Source organism: Shinella sp. JR1-6, assembly GCF_004284735.1.
Taxonomy (GTDB): Bacteria; Pseudomonadota; Alphaproteobacteria; order Rhizobiales; family Rhizobiaceae; genus Shinella.
This window is the reverse complement of sequence record NZ_SHMI01000030.1, coordinates 1-22418: the sequence shown is the minus strand read 5'-3', so window position 1 is coordinate 22418 and position 22418 is coordinate 1. Positions and strand designations below refer to the sequence as shown.

The following is a 22418-nucleotide window of genomic DNA, read 5'->3' as shown; positions in this document are numbered from 1 at the left end:
TCCAGGTCGGGAGGAGAGCCGGTTGCGCAAGGCGCAACAGGGCCAGCGGCGCGACATGCGCCCCCTCCAACAAGGAAATTCAGCGAGTGTGAAACCGCTCGCACGTCCGAGGGAGAGCACAATGGACGATCTGAAATACGGAACGCGCAATAAGCGTGGGGACTGGGCACCGAACCAGCCGGTCGAGACCGCACCGCTGTTCGTCTTTCCGCCTCGCCTCCTGGCGATCCTCAAGTGGCTGCCGCACTATTTCTTTCCGTGGAACGCCATCTTCGCGGCTTCCGCTATCGCCTATTGGGCCTGGATAATCCCGCCAATCGAAACGCTGCAGAGCCTCGGCATCGGCTGGGTCGCCTGGCTCTACGCGGTGAATGCGGTCTGTGTCCTTCTCTTCTACGGCGCCTTCGAGGTGCATCTCTATGTGTTGAAGAGGCAGGAAAACCGCTTCAAATACAACGGAAAATTCCCTGCCGATCAGAAGAACAAGGCCTTCTGGTTCGAGAGCCAGAACCTCGACAACATCCTGCGCACGTTTCTTTCGGGCGTCACCATCTGGACGGCGATCGAGGTCGCCATGCTCTGGGCCTATGCCAATGGCTACGCCCCCTGGTTGAGCTTTGCCGAAAACCCGTGGACACTGGCACTCGTCGCCCTCGCCGTGCCGATCATCCACGAGTTCCACTTCTTCTGCATTCACCGGCTCATCCACACTCCGTTTCTCTACAAATGGGTGCACTCGGTCCACCACAATTCGGTGAACCCGTCGCCTTGGTCGTCGCTGTCGATGCACCCGGTCGAGCACCTGCTCTATCTCGGCACCGCCTTCTATCACCTGGTCCTGCCGTCAAACCCCATCCTGATGCTCTATCAGCTTCACTATGCCGGCTTCGGCGCCATTCCCGGCCATGTCGGCTTCGACAAGGTGGAAGTGGGCGAAGAGACGCTGGTCGATAGCCACGCCTATGCGCATTACCTGCACCACAAGTATTTCGAGGTGAATTACGGCGATGCCCTGATCCCGCTCGATAAGTGGTTCGGCACCTGGCACGACGGCTCCACGGAAGGCGAAGCCCGCATGCAGGAGCGCTACCGCAAGCGCAAGGAAAAGCTCGCCGCCCGCAAGGCTCGTACCGAAGTTCAAGGAGCTGCCGAATGACCTGGGTTCCCGCCTGCAAGCTCGCCGACATCGAACAGGAAGGCGCTGTCCGTTTCGACCATGGCGGCCGCACCTACGCCATCTACCGCGCGCCGGATGACAGCGTCTATTGCACCGCCGGCCTGTGCACCCACGAGGCGATCCATCTTGCCGAAGGATTGGTGATGGATTTCGAGGTGGAGTGCCCCAAGCATTCCGGCGCTTTCGACTATCGCACCGGCGAGGCCCTGCGCCTGCCGGCCTGCGAGAACCTGAAAACCTATCCCGCCGAGGTGATCGACGGAGAGGTTCGCGTCGCCCTCGGCTAGGGCGGCGCCGACAAGCAGGCCCGCCGGGTCTCCGGAGTGCGAGCGGGTGGACCGGCACCCAAACTGGGAGGATACCATGAAATCCATGTGCCTGGCGGCAATTCTGGCCGCCTTGATGGGAAGTGCTGCCGCAGCGGAGACGATCGGCGTCTCGATGCAGAGTTTCGACAACAATTTCCAGACCCTCTTGCGCGAAGGGATTGGCGCGCGAGCCGCAGAGGTCAAGGGCGTCAATGTCCAGGTCGAAGACGCCCAGACCGACATCTCCAAGCAGCTCAATCAGGTGAACAATTTCATCGCTGCCGGGGTGGATGCGATCATCATGACGTTGACGGACACCTCCGCCGCCCCGGGCATCAGCGAGGCTGCCGAGAAGGCCGGCATTCCGCTCGTCTATCTCAACCTCGAGCCGGACAACATCGCCAAGCTCCCGCAAAAGCAGGCCTATGTCGGATCAAAGGAGACGGATTCCGGCGAACTTGGCGCACAGGCCGCCTGTTCGCTGCTGAAGGAGAAGGGCAAGGCAAGCGATGCACAGGTCTACATCCTGATGGGCGACCTTGCCCACCAGGCCTCGCGCGACCGTACGTCCTCATTCAAGGATGCGCTGGCAGCGAGCGACTGCAAGGGTGTCACCATCGCCGACGAACAGTCCGGCGCCTGGACACGCACCAATGCCATGGACCTGACAACCAACTGGATCACTGCTGGCCAGCCCATCGACGTGGTCTTCGCCAACAATGACGAAATGGCGATCGGCGCGATTCAGGCTCTCAAGGCGGCAAGCGTCTCCATGGACGACGTCATCATCATCGGCATCGACGCGACGCAGGACGGCCTCGCAGCCATGGCGGCAGGCGATCTCGACGCGACCGTGTTCCAGAACGCCAAGGGCCAATCGGCAAGCGCGGTGGATGCCGCGGTGGCGCTGGTGCGCGGCGAGGCGATCGAAAAGCAGGTCTGGGTGCCCTTCGAGCTTGTCACCCCGAAGAACATGGCCGACTACGCCAGCCGGAACTGATCCTCCCCCGACCGGCGCCACGCGCCGGTCCCTTTCCACGGAGACCAGCATGGACGACATCGTCATTATCGGGGCGGGCGAAGCCGGGACCCGCGCCGCCTTCGCCACCCGTGAAGCCGGTTTTTCCGGCGCCGTCACGCTGATTGGCGCGGAGCCACACCTGCCCTATGAGCGCCCTCCGCTCTCCAAACCACTGGAAGGAGCCGTGCAGATGAAGGCGATCTGCACGACTGAGGCACTGGAAGCGGCCGGCATTACCTATCGCCCGGGCCGCACCGCCACCCGCATCGACGCCGCCAGCCGCACCATAGCCCTCAGCGACGGCCGGGCACTGCCCTACGGCAAACTGCTCCTCGCCACCGGCGCACGAGCACGACGGCTGGCATGCCCCGGTGCCGAGCGCGCGCTCGATTTCCGCACCTATGGCGACGCCGCAACCCTCTTTTCCCGTGCAGAAACTGGCGGACCTGTCGTCATCATCGGCGGCGGACTGATCGGCATGGAGCTTGCCGCGGTGCTGCGGGGCAGGGGTATTCCTGTCAGCATCATCGAGGCCGCACCCAGACCGCTCGGGCGGGCCGTTCCGCCACGCTTCGCCGAAAGGCTGCATGCGCGGCACCGGGGGGAGGGGGTGCGTTTTCATCTCGGCCTCGGGCTTACCGAAATCACCTCCGATGCCGTCATGCTTGCCGATGGTACCCGCGTTCCCGCTGAAACCGTGGTTTCAGCCATCGGCGTTCTGCCCGACGTCGCGCTTGCCGATAGGGCAGGGCTCGCAACGGCGAATGGCATCGTCACCGACGCCTTCCTGCGCACGAGCGATCCGCATATCTTCGCCGCCGGCGACTGCGCCGCCGTCTCCCAGCCGGATGGCGGCACCACGCGGTTCGAGAGCTGGCGCAACGCACGCAGCCAGGCCGAGACGGCCGCCCGCAACATGACCGGCGCCCACGAAGCCTTCTGCGCCCCACAGTGGTTCTGGTCCGACCAGTATGATCTCAGCCTGCAGGTGACAGGCCTGCCCCAATCCGGGCACCAGAGCATTCTCCGCTCCATAGCGGAAGGTGAACTGGAATTCTACCTTGAGGACGGACGTCTCGTGGCGGCGGCCGGTCTCGGAACCGGCAACGGAGTGGCAAGAGACATCAAGCTGGTGGAGATGCTGATTGCGGCCGGGATCACACCTGACCGGTCGGCGCTTGCCGATCCGGCCGTGAACCTCAAAGGTCTTCTCAAGAGCGCCCGGGCCGCCTGATGCAGACGCTGCTCGTCTTCCAGTCGCTCTGGGCCATGGAGCGCCGCCATACGGATGGCGTTGAACGCAGCCTTGCGGAAAACATCGCGATGATCGCAAAGGCAGGGTTCGACGGTGTCAGTGCGCACTATACAAACCGCGCGGATGTCGCCCGCCTTAACGAGACACTACGCGGCACCGGCCTGAGGATCGAAGGGGTCTGCTTTCCGAGCACCGTCGATGATCTGCGCCTGGCGCTGGAGCTGGCCGCAGAGTATCCGGTCAGCCATATCAACCTGCAACCCGATATCCGGCCGCGCCGGATCGAGGACTGTCTGCCGCTTCTCGATGGATGGATACGGCTCGCCGAAGAGGCCGCCATTCCCGTCTATATCGAGACGCATCGAGACCGGATGACCACGGATCTCTACTTCACGCTCGATCTCCTCGACCGGCGGCCCGACCTGCCGCTCCTCGCCGACCTCTCGCATTTTCTGGTCGGGCGTGAATTCGCCTTCCCGGTCTCGGAAGAAAACCACGCGCTGATCCACAGCATCCTCAAGAACGCCCAGGCTTTCCACGGCCGCATCGCCTCGCGCGAGCAGGTGCAGATCGAACTTTCCTTTCCGCACCATCGTCCCTGGGTCGATCTCTTCCGCCAGTGGTGGAGCTATGGCTTCTGCGACTGGCGCTCCCGCGCAGCCGTGGACGCCACGCTGGTCTTCACTTGCGAGCTCGGCCCCAAGCCCTACGCGATCACCGGCCGGGACGGCAACGACACGACGGACCGGTGGGCGGAAGCGCTTGAGCTCCGCAGGATGGCACTCGACCTCTGGGCTGCCAGTGCCCTGCCTGATCGGGATGGTTAACAGGCACTTAATGTGCATGATGAGACACAGATCCTGCCCAGCAAGAACCCGTTGCCTCCCAAATTAGCGAGTACCTGCAGCCAACAACAGAGGAGGGAGGGGGGCTTTCCGTCAACAGAGCAACTGCCAGCCGTTCTTTGAATCGTTAACGCCGTAACCCTCCGTCGAGCCACCAACCGTGATCCTGACGCATGCGGCATGGAGGCGCGGCTGATGCCGAATGGATCGGGATGGAGACATCGCCTCGCTGGCCGAAGGCACGCCGCCGTCAGGGCCGGCGGCGCTTGAAATCCGATTGCGAAACGACACCGGTCAGCCGGTTCTGCCGGTCGAGCACGGCGAGACGGCGCAGGTGCAGCGATTGCATATTGACCAGCACACTTTCCGGTGCTTCGTCGTCGAAGCAATAGGTGATGTTGGTCGTCATGACATCGCCGACCTTCGTCGTTTCCGCGTCGAGCCCCGGCGCCACAGCCCGCAGGATAATATCGCGATCCGTAAGTGTGCCGACGAGACCGTTGGCATCGACCACCGGCAGGAAGGCAATGTCCCATTCCGCCATCAGGCTTGCAGCGTATTGCAGGGTCTCCTCGGGCCGGACAAGATGGACATTGCGGGTCATGATGTCACCGATAGGCATGAGGACCTCTTGCTGTGCGCTTTGACTGGTGCATCTCCGACCACGTCAACGTCGGAAAATGCGATAAAAAAGCCCCTGAAGCAGGGACGGCGAACCGGATCCCACCAGCGCTGCGCCAGGAACAGACGATCCAGACCTTGGTTCCCGTATCGGCTCCCAGCATGGCCTGCGCGTCGCCATCGACGGTGGCCGACCTGCCTGAAGACCGTTCCGTTGCCGTTGGCTGTATCAGCTCAAAGGAGCCGTCGGTCATCGCCTCGTCCAATGCGCATGGGTGCCTGGGGGCCTCGTCGCAGACAACCTATGCCGCCGTCCACGAATTCACCCTGAAGCCGGCCTCCTTCGCCGCCTCGATAAACGCGCGGCGCGCAAAGCCCGGATCGTCGTCACTCGCCAGTCCCTGCTCGCAGACGTTTCTGGCCATCAGCCCTGCAGGCCCGTCTTCAATCGGCCAGTGGTTCTTCAGGCAAAGGAGGGCGTCCCGTGTGCTTTGCACGCGAAGCACCTGCAAATCGCCCTCGAGCACGACAGCCTCATCCCACAACCGGTCGGTCGCAAAGATCGTCATTGCGATTCCTCCGCTGCGGGGCCCTCGGTAGGAATGTCGACAAGGCTGACGATGCCGACGACCCGCCGCCCCCCGTTTACCACCACGAGACGGCGCACGCCCAGCCCGCGCATGCGGAGCGCCACCGTGGCAGTGTCATCGCTCTCGTCGCACACTTCAGGCGACACGGTCATGAATTCCGCAATCGCCATGGACGTCGAATGCCCCCGCCCGAGGACCGAGATCACGATGTCGCGGTCCGTGATGATGCCAACAATGGCGCCGACGCCGGGCACCTCGACCGGCAGGGCGCCGACCTCGGCCTCAAGCATCAGCCGTGCGGCCGACTGGGCAGTATCATTGGGCGACACGGTCACCATCTGGGCGGACATCACGTCCTTCACAAGCATGTCCCGCGCCCTTTCAGAACCGCCCGTTGACAAGGCTGCGGCCATTTGGCGCCGTGGGCACGACCACCTCTTCGTGTTCCTGCCGGCTGAGCGGCAGATCGACCTGCTGCGGCACGATTACCTGCGGCTCCCAGGAATTGCGGCGCTTGCGGGCGTTCCGAAGCTCGGCATCGGTGGCGACGGCTGGTTTGCGGGCAAGCGGCTTCTTTTTCTGGCGCACATCGAACTCCTGCGAACGGGCTTCATCTTTTGGATAAACGCACGCACTCCGGCTTGGTTCCCCAAAAACCGCAACGGCCTTGCCGTCCGCACGCTCCCGTTTGCATCGAGCCGGCACGCCGAATGCCCCAAATCCGTCATTTGACGCAGCGGGGTAGCGCCCTATCTCCTGTCGCGGCTCCATCCTCCTTGCATGGACGGAACTGATCGAAACAGGACGGGGCCTGCTTTTTCCGGGAAAGCGCCTTTCACGGGCGTGACCGGCCGTGGGACGCGTGAAAGAGGTGATGGATGGGTTTGGGTGAAGGTCCGGACGGAGCGGTGGACAGCCGCTATCCGTTCCTGAGCGGGGGCGGGGATGCCGCCCTGCTGATTGCCGCTTTCGATTGGTCCCGCACGCCGGTTGGCTGTCTGGATGCCTGGCCGCAGAGCCTCAAGACGGCAGCGGGCCTACTGCTGCGTTCACCGGTCCCCATCGTCCTGCTCTGGGGCGAAGACGGCATCATGATCTACAACGACGCCTATTCCATCTTTGCCGGCGGCCGGCATCCGGCCATTTTTGGCAGCAAGGTGCGCGAGGGATGGCCCGAAGTCGCCGACTTCAACGACAATATCATGAAGGTCGGCCTTGCCGGCGGAACGCTCGCCTACAAGGACCAGGAACTGACGCTCTACCGGCACCGGGGTGAGCCGGAACAGGTCTGGATGAACCTCGACTACTCTCCGGTGCTCGGCGAAGATGGCCGCCCGGCCGGCGTCATCGCCATCGTGGTCGAGACGACCGCCAAGGTGAAGGCCGAGGAACGATCGAAGACGGAAGGAGAGCGGCTGCGCCAGATGTTCGAACAGGCGCCGGGCTTCGTGGCAACGCTCACCGGACCGGATCATGTCTTCGAGATCGCCAACAACGCCTATCTCCAGCTGGTCGATCACCGGGACATTCTGGGAAAACCGATCCGCGAGGCATTACCAGAGGTTGTCGAACAGGGTTTTGTCGATCTGCTCGACCGCGTGCTGTCAACCCGCCGGCCTTATGTCGGCAAGGGCGCGCGCGTCCTCCTGCGACGCCGGCATGACGAGGCGCCGGCGGAGCGCTATCTCGATTTCATCTATCAGCCTGTCTTCGGCGACGACGGCAAGGCGACCGGCGTCTTCGTGCAGGGGCATGACGTGACCGAACAGCGGGCGGCCGAAGAGGCGCTGCGGGAAAGTGAAGCACGGTTTCGCCTGGCAGCCGATACCGCGCCCGTCATGCTCTGGATGGGCGACCAGAACAGCAGATGCCTTTACCTGAATGCGGCTAAACGCGCCTTTTGGGGCGTCGCCCCCGAGGACGTCTCAAGCTTCGACTGGGCCGGCACCGTACATCCCGACGACCGGCAGGCTTTGGCCGCGACGATGCAAGACGCCATGCGCCGGCAGGTACCTTTCACAGCCGAGGCGCGCTATCGCCGCAAGCTCGGGTGCTACCGGTTGTTGCATACACAGGCCCAGCCGCGCTTCGGCGCCGGCGGTGAGTTCCTCGGCATGATCGGCGTCAATGTCGACATTACCGAGGAGCGAGCAGAGCAAATTCGCCGCAACGCCCTGATCGAGCTGACCGATCGCTTCAGCCAGCTCACCGATCCGGCCGACATCGCCTTCGCCGCCGCCGAGACACTGGCCAAGGCGCACAATGTCAGCCGCGCCGGTTATGGCACCATCGACCTCGTCGCTGAGACGATCACCATCGAGCGCGACTGGAATGCCCCCGGCGTCGAGACCATCGCCGGCGTGCTCAATTTCCGGGAGTACGGCACCTATATCGACGATCTGAAGCGCGGCGAGACCGTCGTGGTGGCGGACGCCGAACAGGACCCCCGCACGAAGGTGACCGCCGACGCCTTGAAGGCGATCAAGGCACGGGCCTTCATCAACATGCCGGTGACGGAGGCCTCCGGCCTCGTCGCATTGCTCTACCTCAATCATGCTGAGGTACGCCAATGGTCGGAAAGCGAGCTCGATTTCGTGCGCGACGTCGCGGCGCGTACGCGCATCGCCGTCGAACGAAGGCGGGTCGAACAGAAGCTGGAGCAGCTCGCGAACTCGCTCGAACGACAGGTCAGCGAACGCACCGCCGAGGTCAACCGCCTTTGGCGCAATGCACGCGACCTCCTTGTCGTAACCGGCGAAGACGGCACGATCCGCTCGGTCAATCCCGCATGGTCGGTGGTCCTCGGCTTTCCCGCGCGTGAAAGTATCGGCCGACGCCTCGGCAGCTTCGTCTGGCCGGAGGACGCCGCAACCTTCCCCACCACCAACAGGCGCTCCGGCGCTCCGGACCTCGACATGCGCTTCCGCCATTTCGACGGCTCGGTGCGCTGGATTTCCTGGCGCATTTTTGCAGAAGAGGGGCTGACCTTCGCCTACGGCCGGGATGTCACCGCGCAACGGGAGCAGGCCCAGGCGCTCGTGGAGGCTGAAGATCAGCTTCGCCAGGCCCAGAAGATGGAATCGATCGGCCAGCTGACGGGCGGCGTCGCCCACGACTTCAACAATCTCCTGCAGGTCATCTCCGGCAACCTCCAGCTGCTCGGCAAGGACGTGGCGGGCAATGGCCGTGCCGAGCAGCGCGTCGCCAATGCCATTGCCGGCGTCAGCCGCGGCTCCAAGCTCGCCAACCAGTTGCTGGCCTTCGGTCGTCGCCAGGCCCTCGAGCCGAAGGTCATCAATATCGGCCGCTTCGTCATGGCCCTGGAGGATCTTCTGCATCGCACGATCGGTGAGGCGATCGAGATCGAGACCATCCGCTCCGGCGGTTTGTGGAACACGTTCATCGACCCCTCACAAATCGAGAACGCCATCCTCAACCTGGCGATCAATGCCCGCGATGCCATGAACGGCATGGGGAAACTGACAATCGAGGTCGGCAACGCGCATATCGACGATGCCTATGCCCGCCACCATCCAGATATCAAGACAGGCCAGTATGTCCTCATCGCCGTCACCGATACGGGGGAGGGCATGCAGCCGGACGTGCTGGCGCGCGTTTTCGAACCCTTCTTTTCCACCAAGCCCGCCGGCAAAGGCAGTGGCCTCGGCCTGTCCATGGTCTATGGCTTCGTCAAGCAATCGGGCGGGCATGTGAAGATCTACAGCGAGCCGGGGGAGGGTACGACGGTACGCATCTACCTGCCGCGCTCACTGGAAGAGGAGGACCGACTTGCCGAGGTCGACTTCGGTCCGGTCACCGGCGGCACGGAGACCATCCTTGTGGCAGAGGACGACGACGAGGTACGCGCAACCGTCGTCGAGATGCTGGGCGACCTCGGCTATTCGGTGCTGAAGGCGCGCGATGCGGCCAGCGCCCTGTCGGTCATCGAAAGCGGCGTTGCCATCGACCTTCTTTTCACCGATGTCGTCATGCCCGGGCCTTTGCGCAGCCCCGATCTTGCCCGCAAGGCGCGTGAGCGCCTGCCGAACCTCGCCGTGCTCTTCACCTCCGGCTACACGGAAAACTCGATCGTGCATGAGGGCCGGCTCGATGCTGGTGTCGACCTCCTCTCCAAACCCTACAGTCGGGAGGCTCTGGCCCGGAAAATCCGTGCCAGCCTTGCGGGCCGTCAGCACTTGTCGCCACAAGCAGGGACGCCGGAAGACGGCACGGGAGCCGAAGTGACGGAAGCCAGGCGGCTGACGATCCTGCTGGTGGAGGATGACTTCCTGATCCGGCTCAATGCCGTCGATCTCGTACAGGAACTCGGCCATGAGGTGGTGGAAGCGGCAACGGCGGAACAGGCATTGCCGTTGCTGAAGGAGAGGCGCTTCGACGTCCTCCTCACGGACATCGGCCTGCCCGCCATGTCAGGTGCCGAGCTTGCCGTCCATGCCCGAACGGTAAACGAAGGGATCGGTGTCGTCTTCGCCACCGGCCACGACCACCTGCCTGCCATTCCCGGCGATCGCGCGGCCATCCTGCTGCTGAAGCCCTATGACGGCCGCGAGATCGCCGCCGCCCTCGCGGCAGCGGTTGGCTGAGACGCTTTGCCTGGTGCCCGGGCGCCGCGGGAACATTGGAAGACCTTTTCGGGTTTGGCGGAAACATTCCTAGCAAGGAGACCATTCCATGCCTGCAAAATCGAAAGCACAGCAGAAGGCCGCCGGAGCCGCGCTTGCAGCCAAGCGCGGCGACATCAAGAAAAGCGAGCTGAAAGGCGCCTCGCGCAGCATGGAGAAATCCATGTCCGAGAGCGCATTGAAGGAGCTGGCGTCGACGAAGCGCAAGGGCAAGCCCGAACACGTCTCCAAACCCGCGTGATGCGCCGAGATCAGCAGCAACGATGGCACCGGGCAAGATCGCCGCTGCACCGTTCCGAGGCGATCAAATGGGAAGCGAGGTGGGGAGACCTTTCCGTCACCGTTGAAACGAGGCGCGGTAGGCCCGCGGGGTCATGCCGCGAAGGCGCAGGAACTGGCGGTTGAAATTGGCAAGCGAGCCATAACCGACATCGGCTGCGATATGCTGGATGGGCTGGCGCGTTGCCGATAGCCGGGCACACGCCTCGCCGATCCGCAATCCCGCCAGATAGTCCGAGACGGTCGATTGAGTGTGCTTCCTGAACAGCCGGTGCAGGCCGCTCTCGCTGAGTGCCGCGATGTCGGCCAGCTGCGCCATGAGCAAGGGCTCGTGATAATGCTGGTGAAGATGCATGAGCACCCGGTCCAGCCGGGATCTGTCACCCTCCATTTCCTGCGGGACGACGGAGGAAAGGGGTTGGCGGCCTTCCGCACCCGCCAGCCGTACCAGGATCTGCAGCAAGCCGATCAACCGCTCCGCCGGCGCCTGTGTGAAGATCGTTTCGAAATCAACGGCGAGCGCCCCACCGAGCGCATTGCCAAAGGCAAGACCGGTCGCCGCCTCGTCGATCAGCCGCCGGATCGGCGCAAACTCCACCGAACCGCCGGCCAGCCCTTCGATCCACTCCCTGCTGAACCAGAAGACGAGGGCGATATGCGGCTGCGTGGCATCGAGCTTTTCACGCGATGCCCAGGTATGCGGCAGATTCGGGCCAATCAGAACAAGGTCACCGTGGTCATAGGCCGCCACATGGTTGCCTACGAAACGCTGGCCGCGGGAGTTGAGCGTCAGCGTCAGTTCGAACTCGGGATGATGGTGCCATTCGAACGGGATGGTCTCGTCGAGACGCCGGTTGAGCCTGTGCCAGGACGAATCCGGGCTAGGTACGCGATGTTCGAGATAGGGCCGCATGAAGCGTCTACATTGCCTGAAACGCCGGAATAGTATCAGAACCGGCCAGCTACCGACAACACGTCAGCCCAGAAAAGCATACTCTCCTTCCAAACCCGACATCCGGGACGGCAACCACGGGAGAACAAGATGCATCCGGCCACCGCAGACAAACGCGACAGCCACCCGACAAGCGCAGCCACAACGCAGCTCAAAGAGATCGACAAGGCGCTACCGCTGCGCGTCCTGTCGAAGGCGGACTGGGAACACTGGACAAGGAAGGGCTACGTCATCATTCGCCAGGCAGTGCCGGCGGCCAATGTGGAGCGGCTCGTCGACCTTCTCTGGCGGTTCGATGAAAAGAACCCCGCAGACCCGTCCACCTGGTACGCACCGCAGCGACGCGAACACAAGATGAAGGAGCTCAACAACACCGGCATGCTGGAAATCTACAATCACCAGCATCTGTGGGACAACCGCATGGAACCCCGCGTCTACGACGCTTTCGTCGATATCTGGGACCGGGAAGACCTGTGGGTCACCATCGACCGGGCCAATCTCAACCCGCCGAAGAAGATCAAGGGTAATCCTAACGGCTTCATCCACTGGGACGTGGACACCTCGATCCGCCCGCTGCCGATCGGCGTGCAGGGCGTGCTCAGTCTGCAAAAGCAGGACGGCGACGTCGGCGGCTTCCAGTGCGTGCCCTGGCTCTTCGATCATTTTGAGGAATGGGTGAAGACGCAACCGGAAGATCGCGATCCCATGCATCCCGACATGGCCGGGCTCGGCGTCGTCAATATCGAGATGGATCCAGGCGACATGATGATCTTCAACTCGCTGCTTGCCCACGGGGTACGGCCGAACCATTCGGACACCCGGGTGCGCATGGCGCAGTATATCTCCATGCATCCGGCGGAATTCGACAACGCGGCCGAACGGCAGGAGCGTATCCGCCTGTGGCAGGACCGCGACCACCCGAAACGTGACGCCTTCCCCGGCGACCCGCGCGAATGGGAGAAGCACAATGCGGAGACTGCGACATTGACGCCACTCGGTGAAAAGCTCCTCGGCCTTACCCGGTGGTAACGGGTGCCTGGCCGCAACGGGAATGTTGCGGCCAGGGAAGTGGCAATTGCCGTGCTTGAAGCAGGGCGCGGAACGGATCGGCTTTCCGGCCCGCCCCGGAACATCGACAGCTCCTAGAGAACCAGAATATCCGCGAATGTCAGCCGCAGGCCGGAGTCCAGCGTGGCAATCTGCTGGCGTGCCGCACTGCCGGAACCGTCGAAGTCATAGTAGAGAGCGCCGCTCTTGTTGTCGTAGATCACCCGGTCGCTGGCGTCGACGGCGGCATTACCAACACCGATCGTCTTGAACAGCGCCGAACCGAGCCTGCCGAGCTGACCGAGGTCGTCGAAGATATCCTTCTCGAGGCCGATCGTATCGGCCGCCCGGTTGAAATCGGTGATCACGTCACGATTGGCGGCCGTCGGCTTGTGCACGAAAATGAAGGTGTCGTTTCCGGTTCCGCCGGTCAGGATGTCCTTGCCCGCGCCGCCATTGAGCCTGTCATTGCCAACGCCGCCGTTGAGGCGGTCGGCCCCCGCGCCGCCGAACAGGACATCATGGTTCGCACCGCCACTGAGCCCATCGTTGCCGGCACCGCCTTCTATGCGGTCGTTGCCACCACCGCCACTGATGACGTCAGCACCGCCGAGGCCACGTAACGTGTTTGCGGCACCGTTGCCGATGATGACATTGGCAGAACCGTTGCCGACCCCCATCAAGGCGGCCGTGCCGGTCAGCGTCAGCTTTTCATGGTAGCGACCAAGCGTGTGGGAAATGGAGGAGAGAACGAGATCGACCCCATCGTCCGCATAGTCCCACTCGAACTTGTCTCCGGCCCCGAAGATGTAGGTATCGTTGCCGCCGCTGGCGCAGCGGTAGATATCGGCACCCGCACCGCCATCGTATATGTCGCTGCCCGTTCCGCCGTTCAGCACATCCTCGCCGGCCCCGCCAAAGAGCCTGTCATTGCCGGAATGACCAAAGATGTTGTCGTTTCCGTTGCCGCCATAGAGCACGTCGGCCCCATCGCCCGTCTCGGTCGCGTAATAACCACCGCCTGCGATGTAGTCGTTGCCATCGCCGCCATAGATGACATCCGAGCCATTGCCGCCGGCGACATCGTCGTCGCCCGCCGCGCAGTTGAGGATGTCGCGGCCGTCGCCGCCATCCATCTCATCCGCGCCGGCGCTGCCGTAAAGCTTGTCATTGCCGCCGTCGCCAAACAGCGTGTTACGAGTCGTCTCGTATGTCAGGTCGTTCTGAAGGCCGGCCCAGAGCACGTCGTTGCCGTCGCCGCCCCGCAGGGCATCCCCGCCGCTGCCGCCGACCAGGAGATCGTTGCCCGTGCCGCCCTCCATCCTGTCATTGCCGGCCTGTCCATAGATGCGATCGTCGCCGGCATCGCCGTAGAGCACGTCGCTCGCACCATTCTGGCTCGTCTCCCAGTTCGGCTCATCGGCGCCGCAGTCGCCGTAGATGACGTCGTTGCCGTCGCCGCCATAGGCGGTATCGCCTTCGGTATGGTCATCGCCGTCGTTGTAGATATCGCCCAAGATTAGGTCGTCGCCGCCGAAGCCACGCAACGCGTCGGAAGCGAAGTCGCTGTAGTTGTCATAGGTGCCGTCACTCAGCACCAGGGCCTTGCCCCAGAGGATGTCGTTGCCATCCGTGCCGTTGTTGCTGCCGTTTGGATCGCGTGCCATGTCGCCCTCGTTTGCCATGGCGGCTTGTACCGCCGGTTCCGGCGCTCGCGGCAGCGCACCATCGGTTTTGCTGCAACAAGACGCCGACTTTCCCATCGCTGCCCGGTGAGCCGAACGCCGACAGGATGACAAGCCTACACCGCGGCCGGCCGTGGTGGCTTGGGGAGGGAGCCAGGGTTTTGAGATACTGCGGCGCGTCAGTTCGACAGGAAGTGCTGGCGAATATCGGACGGCGTTGCCTGGAAGCGGCGGCGGAAGAGCTGGTTGAACCAGGAAATATCGCCAAAGCCCGCCATCAGGGCAATGGTGGCGATCGTGTGGTCTTTCAGGCCGGGATCGCGCAGAAGCCCGTGCACATGGTCGAGCCGCTCGGCGGTCACATGATCCGTAAAGCTGGTCCCCTCCTCGTAGAACAGCGCACGCACATAGGGCACGCTGATGCCGTGGCGCTTGGCGAGCCATTCGAGGGAGAGGCGTGGATCGCTGAGATGCGTCGCGATATCGACCTTGAGCGCCTGGCGGCGTGCCGCACGCGCGCCGTTCCCGCGCGCCTGGTGGGCCGCGTCGCGCTTTGCGCCAAACATCAGAACGGCTAAGTCGACGATATGGGCGGCAAAGACCGTCTGGTCGCCTTCGCCAATTTCGGCGTCGCTGGCGAGCAGCGAAATGGCATAGCTGTGCAACAAATGGGCTGTTGGATCGCGCAGCGACCAGGTCTTCAACAGGTTGTCGGAGGATGCGATACGATCGATGATCAGCGCACGCGGAATGGCGATGCTGAGGCAGGAGCTCTTCTCGGCAACCGTTGTCACCGTCTTGCGGTCGCGCCGCATCACGTTGACGTCACCCGGCCGGATGAAGAGGTCCTCGCCGCGGGCATCGTGCACACCATTGCCGCCGGCAATGCTGAGATAGAGCAGGTCCTCCTCGTCCGAGGGGGTAACCAGTGTGACAGGTGTCGTGTTGGCGCCGGCAATATGCACGCCGCCAACCCCGCGCAGCCGCATGTCGATATCCACGGGCACGTCGCCAAGAAAATCGATCGTGGTGCGGACATGGCCGTTATAGACGGCTTCGACCAGTTCCTTGCGCAGGCACTCGGCGGTCTCTCGCGTGGAAAACTGGACGACGGACATCTGGCCCCCGGCAATCGTTGATCGTACGACCCGCAGAGCAGATATGTCGCTGAAGGCCACAGGATCAAGACGTGCTGGTTTGCGCGTCTATTCGCGCTTCGACCGAATGGAAGCCTAGTAGTCGATCAATCGCATCTCCGCCTCGGGTGTACCGAAGCGCGGCTGGACGCCGAGGAGCGGTGCGACACGCTGGATAATGGCCTTGATCATCGGGGCCGCGGTGGACGCCGCGGTCCGCCCGCCGCGCTCGCCCGTCTTGGGTGCATCGATGATGGAAAGGACGATGTAGCGCGGCTTGTCCATCGGGAAGGCGGCAACGAAGGCATTAAAATTGATATTCTTGGCATAACGCCCGTTGATGACCTTGTCGGCCGTCCCGGTCTTGCCGCCGACATGGAAGCCCTCGACCTGCGCGTTCCTGCCCGACCCCCGCTGCCCGTTCCAATCATAGAGGAAGCGCATGTCGGCGCTCGTCTTGTCCTTCAGGACGCGCGTTGCGAGCGCCTGCGCCTCCTCCTTCGTACGTGGCAGGAAGGTCGGAGGGATAAGGAAGCCGCCATTCATGAGCGCCGCCGCCGCGACGGCGGTCTGCAGGGGCGTGGTGGCAATACCGTGACCAAAAGAGATCGTGACGGAGTTGATCTTCTTCCACGTCCGCGGCTGGGTCGGTGTCGCGACACCCGGCATTTCCGTTGCAAGCTTCGACAGCAGGCCAAGCCGGGTGAGGAACTGCTGGTGGCCCTCGATGCCGACCATGTCCGCCACCGCGGCCGTGCCGATGTTGGAGGAGTACTGGAACACCTCCGGGATGGAGAGGGGACGGTTCTTGCCCCTGAAATCGCGGATGGTGAAGCCACCCATGCGGATCGGGCGGGAGGCGTCGACAACGGAGTTCAGTGTGATCTTGTCTGCATCGAGCCCCATCGCCAGGGTGAAGCTCTTGAAGGTCGAGCCCATCTCGAAGGTCGCATTGCTGATCCGGTTGAACCAGCCCTTCTCATATTCCTTGTCGATGCTTCCGTCCGCCAGGGTGCGGGACGGCGCATTCGGATCATAGTCCGGCACCGAGGCCATGGCCAGCACCTCGCCGGTCTCCACGTCAAGGATGACGGCGCCTGCCGCTTCCGCCTGATAGTCGGTCATCGCCTTGGCAACGACATCGCGCACGATGTTCTGGACGCGAAGGTCGATCGACAGCCGGACCGGCGCAAGGCGTGCATTGTCGGTCAGCCCGGCAGCTCTCAAGTCCGCCAGCCCCTGCTGGTCGAGATAACGCTCCATGCCGGCAAGACCCTGATTATCGACATTGACGTGGCCGACAATATGGGAGGCGGTGGCGCCCCCCGGATAGAACCGTCGTTTTTCCGGCCGAAAGCCGATCCCCGGAATCCCGAGCGCCAGAATATCCGCCTGCTGCTTGGGCGTCAGCTGCCGCCGCAGCCATTGGAACGCCGTGGAGGAGCGCAGCTTCCTGTGAACATCGCCCCAGTCGAGATTGGGAATGACGAGGGCGAGTTTTTCGACCACCTCATCGGCATCGACGATGCGGCGGGGATCGGCGTAGAGCGAGACCATGTGTAGGTCGGTCGCCAGCAGTTCACCATTGCGGTCGACGATGTTGGGGCGCGAGGCGACCGCATTCACATTGCCGCCGATCGATGCGGAAACGACGGGCTCGGACAGGCCGTACTGCAGGAGACGGCCGCCGATCACCAGATAGACCGCCGAAAAGATCGCGATCATGATCGCTACACGCTGCCGGGCCTGCTTGCGGCGACGCATATTGGTGCCGACGAAGGCCTCGCCGTTGGCGTGCCCGTCCCGGTCGAGGACGAAATGTGCTCGGCTCTTCAACCGAATGACGAACGAGATCATTCCACAGCAATCCAGGCCCTGTCGCCGCAAACGAAGGGCGGATCCCTGCGCGCTGACTGGAGGGAGCCTGCATGCAGAAAGCCGGAAAACCAAGGAAAGAGTAGGTGATCACCGGTGCACGATTAAATTTGCATTAATATACATTTAAAGTCGTATTGACCTGCTTAACGATCCTTTAGGGTTCCCCGGGCAGGAGGGCATTACGGGAAATCGAAAAGCTGTGCGAGTCCGCTGGAAAAAGCAGCACAAACCGCACGCGCCATGTAAACTCGCCGACATGGATTCGCGCACCCGCCCGCCTGCTCCCGTCGTCCTGCCGCCCACGCACCTGCCCGGCTGGACCCTGCCGCGCAGCCGGACGCCGGATGACCTCGACGCCGCCTTTGCCGCCGGCACAGCCCTGAAAACCCTGGACGACCTCGTTCGCAGCGAACCCGTGTGGATCGGCTGCTGGCGCGCGCGCCAGGCGCTTGCCTGCGCCGTCGCTGCCGTCCGGCTGGCGGGCAGGGGAGAGGACGAGGCGGCCCTGCGCGATGCCGCGCTCCTGACGGCGCCTGGCGATGATCCGGGGCCCGCCGGAAAGCTCTTCCTCGCCTTCGGCAAGCTCGCAAGCCGCAAGGGTGCCATCTCGTCGAAATTCGTCGCCGAGATGGCCGATCTCTTCGGCCTCGCCTGGGACACGCGGCTCGAGGCAGCCGTCGATCACGCCGAAGCGGTCCTGCAGTCGGGCCGCCCTGCGCCCTTCGCCGCAGCCGAACTCGTGGCCGCCATCCATGCCGAACGGCCGGATGCCGAAGCCCTCGCCTGGGCGCTCGGCGATGCGATGATCGCGGAAAAACTCAAATGGCAGCACCCCGTACCGCTGCTGATGGCCGAGCGCCACGGCCCCGCCTTCCGGACGATCGCGGGGAGGGGACGGGTGCGCCCCGGCGAACCAGGCTTCGAGCGCGCCGTCTGCCTCGCGCTGGTCGAAGGTGCCGGTGCAGCACTAAGGTCGGCCAACGAAGTCGCGCGCCGTGCCGAGCAGCTTCTTGCCGCCGCACCGAAGGTGCGGACCAAGGGCGCGGGCGCCGTTATCCGCAAACTGCTCGACGAGGATGCCATCTCGGCCTCCGCGCGCGGCACCAACCTCTCCCGCTGGGCCAGCACCCGGCTGTTCGAGCGGTTGCAAGGGTTCGGCGCCGTGCGCGAACTGTCCGGCCGCACCTCCTTCAGGATCTTCGGGTTGTGACGATGACCGGATCGACCGCTCCCAGGGCACCGCGCGCCGGCAAGGCGAAGACGGAGAAGGAAATCCTCTTCGATCGCGAACTAGAGGATCTGCCGCCGGACCTGCGCTGGCGGGAATGGATGCTGCGCATCGAGGCCGTCATCTTCGCTTCGGCCGAACCGGTAACCCGTGAGACCCTGGCCCGCATCGTTGGTAAGGATTGCAGCATCGATCTTCTGATCGACGACCTCAAGGAAGATTTGCACGGGCGGCCCTACGAGATCGTCGCCGTTGCCGGCGGCTGGCAGCACCGGACCCGCCTGCGCTATACCGATGCGATCCGTGCATCCTCCACACCCACGCGCGGCGGCGGATCATTGCTGTCAGAATTCGAGGCGATGGTGCTGATGGCCGTGGGATACTTCCAGCCGGTCACACGAGGCGAGCTGTCGAAGATCTTCGGCAAGGAGGTCAGCCGCGACACGATCGGCGCCCTGCGCAACATAGGTTTCATCGGTTCCGGCCCGCGCAGCCCGACGCCGGGCGCCCCCTACACCTATGTGACGACCAAACAATTCCTCTCGGCCTTCGGCATGGAAACGCTGCGCGACTTGCCGGATATCGAGGCCCTCGAAGACGCCGGATTGCTCAGCCGCAAGGAAATGCTGGACGAAACTCTTCCCGCCGCGGCGGACGACGGGGAGGGGTGATCAGGCCGGAAGGGCGAGGCACCGGTGGCGGCGCGGCGGGGTCTACCGCGACCCGCCTGCATGCGCGGGGCGCCGCCGAAGACTCGCTTGGCGTGGATGAACGAAGGGCGAAGTTCGTCGACTGCATGGCATGGGCGAGAGATGCTGCCGGCGACGACGCCTACGCGCGCGTCCGCCATGCTCGATGGTGACGATGTCTGGGGCGCTCTCGGCGACTTCTTCGGCAATGCCCCGCCTCCAGCCCCGTGATCCTCATGCCCCATCGAGCTGCCGCTTCTCCTTGGCATAGCGCACCAGCGCCAGGAACCGGTAGATGCCGTGCACGAACTTGCCATAGGGCATGGTGACGAACAGGCTGAAGACGACGCCGAGATGCAGGGCGAGCAGCAGGCCCATGGCCGGGGTGGCGCGCAGGACAAGCAACAGAAGACCGGTCAGGCTCGTCAGGAACAGCATGACGAGGAAGGCGACGTCCATGCCGGTGCGCGAACCGTCCTTGAGGACGGGATCGCGGCGCCATTTTGCATGGAGCAGGCCAACCGGCCCGACGAGCAACCCGATACCGCCGAGTGTGCCGAGCACGACGGGGAGATCATACACCGGGTAGGGGGCTTCGAGACCGAGAAGGTAGTGGTAGAGCGTCGCCGTCGAGGTTGCAGCAAAACACAGAAGGAAGCCGTAGAACGTCATGTGGTGATAGAGGCGCCGCCGATCAGTCGGCCTGTCGTCCTCGTTCATGCAGCCGACGCCGGCACCGTCGAGGTAGCGCAAGCTTCCGGCATCGCGGACCGCCTGCCAGATCGAGGCGGACTCCCTGAGCGTGCCGGCGGGCTCGCCGATATCCTTCCAGAAATTGCGGATGCCCATTGCCATCGCCACCATGGCATAGGCGAAGGCAGCGCCGAAAAGCAGCGCCATCGCATTGTGCGGCATCAGCTTGTAGAAGGCACCGGGGCCGGTATGCACGCCGAAGAGCACGGCAGGATCGTGCCAGGCGGCAAAGCCAGCAATGAAGAGCGCCACGCTTAGCGCCGCAATCAGGCTGATCGCCAGCCCGTTGCGATGAAAAAGGCCGGAAAGGGCTCGCGGCCAGGCATAAGCCCGGTAGGAATCGTTGCGCACGATCGCCAGCGTCTTCGGCACGTTCACATCGAATTCGTGCGGCGGCGAGAACTGGCAATCGTGGAAGCAGGCGCCGCAGCTGTGACAGAGATTGGCAAGATAGTTGAGATCGCCGTCCGAAAAGGCACGCCGCATCTCCATGGCCGGGAAGACGGCGCAAAGCCCCTCGCAGTACCGGCAGGAATTGCAAACCGTCATCAGACGGTCCGCCTCGGCAAGGCTGGCCGTCGCATGGGCCGGCTTGAGCTGGGTATGGATGTTCATGCGGCCTCCGGGGACTGGCTGGCGGACGAAACGAGACGGGCAGCCTCCCGGCCGGCAATACGGCCGAAAACGCTGCCGATCGTCATGCCGATGCCGGCGGCATAACCCTGGCCAAGCACGTTGCCGGCCATGATCTCTCCGGCGGCGAACATGTTGGCGGCAGGCTGCCCATCCCCCATCGCCATGCGCGCCGCCCGGTCAACCTTGACGCCGAGATAGGTGAAGGTGATACCCGGCCGGACCGGATAGGCATAGAAAGGCGCCGTCTCGATGCGCCGTGCCCAGTGGGTCTTGGCCGGCTCGATGCCCTCGGTCCGACAGTTGTCGAGGGTCGTGTGATCGAAAGTACCCGGCCGGACGGCGGCATTGAAACCGGCAACCGTGCGCTCCAGCGCCTCCGGCTCCAGACCCAGCCTCTCCGCAAGCCCGCCGATCGTATCAGCCTTTACCGGCGGAAAGAGCGACGGCATGAAGAGTTCGAGCGAGGGCGCGTCGAAGACGATGTAGGCGATCTGGTCCGGCTGGGCGGCAACGAGCCGCCCCCATATGGCATAGCGTTTCGGCCAGACGTCCTCGCCTTCATCGTAGAAGCGTTCGGCATGCCTGTTGACGACAATGCCGAAGACGACGCAGTCGAGGCGCGTGATGATACCACCGTCGAATTTCGGGGCGCGCGCATCGATCGCGACGGCATGGCACTGGGTGGGGTCGCCGATCTGCATCACGCCCCTGTCGATGAGCATCCGCAGCACGGTGCCGCGATTGTAGGGCGTACCCCGGATCAGGAAGTTTTCGGCAATCTCGCCCCAACCTTCCTTCAGCCAGTCGATATTCGCCTCGAACCCCCCGCTGGCCGCGATGAAGGTTTTCGCGCGGAGGACGACGTCCTTGCCCGCATGTCGCACGGTGGCGGAACGAAAGTGCATGCCTTCGATCGAAAGGTCCACGACCTCAGTGTCATAGACGACCTCGACACCGAGGCCTTCGGCCGTGCGGTAAAGCGCATTGAGCATCGCCCGTCCACCACCGAGGAAGAAGGAATTGGTGCGCCCGAGGCTGAGCGTGCCGCCAAGGGAAGGCTGGAAACGCACGCCCTGCTCGACGATCCAGGTCAGCATCTCCTTGGATTCGGCGATCATCATGCGCGCCAGGACCTCGTCCGTCCGTCCGCCGGTCACCCGCAGAAGATCCTCGAAGAACTCCTCCTCGGTATAGGGGCCGGAGAGTGTTTCGGTCGCCGCATCGTGCGCGCAGCGCATGTTGCGCGTGTGGCGCGTATTGCCGCCCCTGTAGAAATGCGGCGCGCCTTCGACGACGAGCACGCGCGCGCCGGCACGCCGGGCGCTGATCGCCGCACAGAGCGCGGCATTGCCGCCACCTGCGATGAGCACGTCATAGTCTGTCGAGCCGTCAAGCATGCTGGAGCCGTTCCGCTTTTGCTGCACTTGCGCCATTCATACTGCACACATTTGTATACAGTCAAGCATGTGCCGGAAGGGCGCGACGTTCGCGCTGCATCGAATGGTAAATCGGAAATGAAAACAGGGCCTCGCAATTGGAGAAGCCCCCATTCGCCGAAGGGCAGTATGCAAATGGATACATCGGTGTGGCGAAGGAATAGGAAATTATCTATAAGGCGCTTATCACGCCAGCGGTCGGCGTGAATTTGATGATCAGCGCCGAACGCGGGAGTGAT

20 protein-coding genes are annotated in these 22418 nt (G+C 63.6%); 10 read left to right on the top strand and 10 right to left on the bottom strand.

The window, feature by feature from the left end; all coding sequences use genetic code 11:
- The first annotated feature begins 121 nt into the window (after window positions 1–121).
- From EXZ48_RS29420 to EXZ48_RS29400, 5 genes are all read left to right on the top strand, one after another.
- The gene (locus tag EXZ48_RS29420; RefSeq protein ID WP_130520441.1) at window positions 122–1156 is read left to right on the top strand and encodes a sterol desaturase family protein; all 1035 of its coding nucleotides are present in this window, start codon (window positions 122–124) and stop codon (window positions 1154–1156) included.
- Window positions 1153–1464, top strand: coding sequence for a MocE family 2Fe-2S type ferredoxin (locus EXZ48_RS29415; RefSeq protein WP_023514290.1), 312 nt, complete (start codon window positions 1153–1155; stop codon window positions 1462–1464). The genes EXZ48_RS29420 and EXZ48_RS29415 overlap by 4 nt, the downstream gene beginning before the upstream one ends.
- Window positions 1465–1540: 76 nt before the next feature.
- Window positions 1541–2485 (top strand): substrate-binding domain-containing protein, encoded by a 945-nt coding sequence (locus EXZ48_RS29410; protein ID WP_023514289.1) that lies wholly within the window; start codon window positions 1541–1543, stop codon window positions 2483–2485.
- 49 nt (window positions 2486–2534) lie between these two features.
- Window positions 2535–3740, top strand: coding sequence for an NAD(P)/FAD-dependent oxidoreductase (locus tag EXZ48_RS29405; RefSeq protein ID WP_130520439.1), 1206 nt, complete (start codon window positions 2535–2537; stop codon window positions 3738–3740).
- On the top strand, window positions 3740–4588 hold the full coding sequence (locus tag EXZ48_RS29400; RefSeq protein WP_023514287.1) for a sugar phosphate isomerase/epimerase: 849 nt from the start codon (window positions 3740–3742) through the stop codon (window positions 4586–4588). The genes EXZ48_RS29405 and EXZ48_RS29400 overlap by 1 nt, the downstream gene beginning before the upstream one ends.
- Before the next feature lie 268 nt (window positions 4589–4856).
- On the opposite strand, the gene EXZ48_RS29395 is transcribed toward EXZ48_RS29400, so the two are convergent.
- The 4 genes from EXZ48_RS29395 to EXZ48_RS29380 all read right to left on the bottom strand — a co-directional run bounded on the left by EXZ48_RS29395 (window position 4857) and on the right by EXZ48_RS29380 (window position 6405).
- On the bottom strand, window positions 4857–5228 hold the full coding sequence (locus EXZ48_RS29395) for a CBS domain-containing protein (RefSeq protein WP_023515192.1): 372 nt from the start codon (window positions 5226–5228) through the stop codon (window positions 4857–4859).
- Window positions 5229–5529: 301 nt separating this feature from the next.
- A complete protein-coding gene (locus EXZ48_RS29390; protein ID WP_088016523.1) occupies window positions 5530–5790 on the bottom strand; it encodes a DUF982 domain-containing protein in 261 nt (86 codons plus the stop codon).
- A gap of 2 nt (window positions 5791–5792) precedes the next feature.
- Window positions 5793–6185, bottom strand: coding sequence for a CBS domain-containing protein (locus EXZ48_RS29385; protein WP_023515190.1), 393 nt, complete (start codon window positions 6183–6185; stop codon window positions 5793–5795).
- A gap of 13 nt (window positions 6186–6198) precedes the next feature.
- The gene (locus EXZ48_RS29380) at window positions 6199–6405 is read right to left on the bottom strand and encodes a hypothetical protein (RefSeq protein WP_023515189.1); all 207 of its coding nucleotides are present in this window, start codon (window positions 6403–6405) and stop codon (window positions 6199–6201) included.
- Between the two features lie 290 nt (window positions 6406–6695).
- Here EXZ48_RS29380 and EXZ48_RS29375 point away from each other — a divergent pair, with 290 nt between their 5' ends.
- Both EXZ48_RS29375 and EXZ48_RS29370 read left to right on the top strand, forming a co-directional pair.
- A complete protein-coding gene (locus EXZ48_RS29375) occupies window positions 6696–10421 on the top strand; it encodes a PAS domain-containing protein (protein ID WP_130520437.1) in 3726 nt (1241 codons plus the stop codon).
- Window positions 10422–10509: 88 nt separating this feature from the next.
- The gene (locus EXZ48_RS29370; RefSeq protein WP_023515187.1) at window positions 10510–10701 is read left to right on the top strand and encodes a DUF3008 family protein; all 192 of its coding nucleotides are present in this window, start codon (window positions 10510–10512) and stop codon (window positions 10699–10701) included.
- Between the two features lie 96 nt (window positions 10702–10797).
- On the opposite strand, the gene EXZ48_RS29365 is transcribed toward EXZ48_RS29370, so the two are convergent.
- Window positions 10798–11652: an AraC family transcriptional regulator gene (locus EXZ48_RS29365; RefSeq protein ID WP_023515186.1), complete on the bottom strand. Its 855-nt coding sequence runs from the start codon at window positions 11650–11652 to the stop codon at window positions 10798–10800.
- Between the two features lie 129 nt (window positions 11653–11781).
- Here EXZ48_RS29365 and EXZ48_RS29360 point away from each other — a divergent pair, with 129 nt between their 5' ends.
- The gene (locus EXZ48_RS29360; protein WP_130520435.1) at window positions 11782–12720 is read left to right on the top strand and encodes a phytanoyl-CoA dioxygenase family protein; all 939 of its coding nucleotides are present in this window, start codon (window positions 11782–11784) and stop codon (window positions 12718–12720) included.
- Window positions 12721–12833: 113 nt separating this feature from the next.
- Here the strand turns inward: EXZ48_RS29360 and EXZ48_RS29355 are convergent, their stop codons facing one another.
- From EXZ48_RS29355 to EXZ48_RS29345, 3 genes are all read right to left on the bottom strand, one after another.
- Window positions 12834–14405 carry a calcium-binding protein gene (locus EXZ48_RS29355; protein ID WP_165909464.1) on the bottom strand — a complete coding sequence of 524 codons (1572 nt, stop codon included), beginning with the start codon at window positions 14403–14405 and terminating at the stop codon, window positions 12834–12836.
- 197 nt (window positions 14406–14602) lie between these two features.
- Complete coding sequence (locus tag EXZ48_RS29350; RefSeq protein WP_024269936.1) at window positions 14603–15541, bottom strand: AraC family transcriptional regulator; 939 nt, start codon at window positions 15539–15541, stop codon at window positions 14603–14605.
- Between the two features lie 114 nt (window positions 15542–15655).
- Complete coding sequence (locus EXZ48_RS29345) at window positions 15656–17416, bottom strand: penicillin-binding protein 2 (RefSeq protein WP_023515743.1); 1761 nt, start codon at window positions 17414–17416, stop codon at window positions 15656–15658.
- 277 nt (window positions 17417–17693) lie between these two features.
- On the opposite strand from EXZ48_RS29345, the gene EXZ48_RS29340 reads away from it, so the two are divergent.
- Both EXZ48_RS29340 and EXZ48_RS29335 read left to right on the top strand, forming a co-directional pair.
- A complete protein-coding gene (locus EXZ48_RS29340; protein WP_130520433.1) occupies window positions 17694–18647 on the top strand; it encodes a DUF1403 family protein in 954 nt (317 codons plus the stop codon).
- Window positions 18648–18649: 2 nt separating this feature from the next.
- Entirely contained in the window at window positions 18650–19336 is a 687-nt protein-coding gene (locus EXZ48_RS29335) for an SMC-Scp complex subunit ScpB (protein ID WP_023515563.1), read from the top strand.
- A 252-nt stretch (window positions 19337–19588) separates the two neighbouring features.
- Here the strand turns inward: EXZ48_RS29335 and tcuB are convergent, their stop codons facing one another.
- Window positions 19589–20722, bottom strand: coding sequence for a tricarballylate utilization 4Fe-4S protein TcuB (gene tcuB / locus EXZ48_RS29330; protein ID WP_130520431.1), 1134 nt, complete (start codon window positions 20720–20722; stop codon window positions 19589–19591).
- Window positions 20719–22140, bottom strand: a complete 1422-nt coding sequence (gene tcuA, locus EXZ48_RS29325) for an FAD-dependent tricarballylate dehydrogenase TcuA (RefSeq protein ID WP_130520429.1) — start codon at window positions 22138–22140, stop codon at window positions 20719–20721. The genes tcuB and tcuA overlap by 4 nt, the downstream gene beginning before the upstream one ends.
- Window positions 22141–22418 lie beyond the last annotated feature (278 nt).

What these genes read in the sequence shown, in the direction of transcription:
- EXZ48_RS29420 (WP_130520441.1), top strand. Translation starts at nt 122, where the DNA reads ATGGACGATCTGAAATACGGAACGCGCAATAAGCGTGGGGACTGGGCA.
- EXZ48_RS29415 (WP_023514290.1), top strand. Translation starts at nt 1,153, where the DNA reads ATGACCTGGGTTCCCGCCTGCAAGCTCGCCGACATCGAACAGGAAGGC.
- EXZ48_RS29410 (WP_023514289.1), top strand. Translation starts at nt 1,541, where the DNA reads ATGAAATCCATGTGCCTGGCGGCAATTCTGGCCGCCTTGATGGGAAGT.
- EXZ48_RS29405 (WP_130520439.1), top strand. Translation starts at nt 2,535, where the DNA reads ATGGACGACATCGTCATTATCGGGGCGGGCGAAGCCGGGACCCGCGCC.
- EXZ48_RS29400 (WP_023514287.1), top strand. Translation starts at nt 3,740, where the DNA reads ATGCAGACGCTGCTCGTCTTCCAGTCGCTCTGGGCCATGGAGCGCCGC.
- EXZ48_RS29395 (WP_023515192.1), bottom strand. Translation starts at nt 5,228, where the DNA reads ATGCCTATCGGTGACATCATGACCCGCAATGTCCATCTTGTCCGGCCC.
- EXZ48_RS29385 (WP_023515190.1), bottom strand. Translation starts at nt 6,185, where the DNA reads ATGCTTGTGAAGGACGTGATGTCCGCCCAGATGGTGACCGTGTCGCCC.
- EXZ48_RS29375 (WP_130520437.1), top strand. Translation starts at nt 6,696, where the DNA reads ATGGGTTTGGGTGAAGGTCCGGACGGAGCGGTGGACAGCCGCTATCCG.
- EXZ48_RS29370 (WP_023515187.1), top strand. Translation starts at nt 10,510, where the DNA reads ATGCCTGCAAAATCGAAAGCACAGCAGAAGGCCGCCGGAGCCGCGCTT.
- EXZ48_RS29365 (WP_023515186.1), bottom strand. Translation starts at nt 11,652, where the DNA reads ATGCGGCCCTATCTCGAACATCGCGTACCTAGCCCGGATTCGTCCTGG.
- EXZ48_RS29360 (WP_130520435.1), top strand. Translation starts at nt 11,782, where the DNA reads ATGCATCCGGCCACCGCAGACAAACGCGACAGCCACCCGACAAGCGCA.
- EXZ48_RS29355 (WP_165909464.1), bottom strand. Translation starts at nt 14,405, where the DNA reads ATGGCACGCGATCCAAACGGCAGCAACAACGGCACGGATGGCAACGAC.
- EXZ48_RS29350 (WP_024269936.1), bottom strand. Translation starts at nt 15,541, where the DNA reads ATGTCCGTCGTCCAGTTTTCCACGCGAGAGACCGCCGAGTGCCTGCGC.
- EXZ48_RS29345 (WP_023515743.1), bottom strand. Translation starts at nt 17,416, where the DNA reads ATGATCTCGTTCGTCATTCGGTTGAAGAGCCGAGCACATTTCGTCCTC.
- EXZ48_RS29340 (WP_130520433.1), top strand. Translation starts at nt 17,694, where the DNA reads ATGGATTCGCGCACCCGCCCGCCTGCTCCCGTCGTCCTGCCGCCCACG.
- EXZ48_RS29335 (WP_023515563.1), top strand. Translation starts at nt 18,650, where the DNA reads ATGACCGGATCGACCGCTCCCAGGGCACCGCGCGCCGGCAAGGCGAAG.
- tcuB (WP_130520431.1), bottom strand. Translation starts at nt 20,722, where the DNA reads ATGAACATCCATACCCAGCTCAAGCCGGCCCATGCGACGGCCAGCCTT.
- tcuA (WP_130520429.1), bottom strand. Translation starts at nt 22,140, where the DNA reads ATGCTTGACGGCTCGACAGACTATGACGTGCTCATCGCAGGTGGCGGC.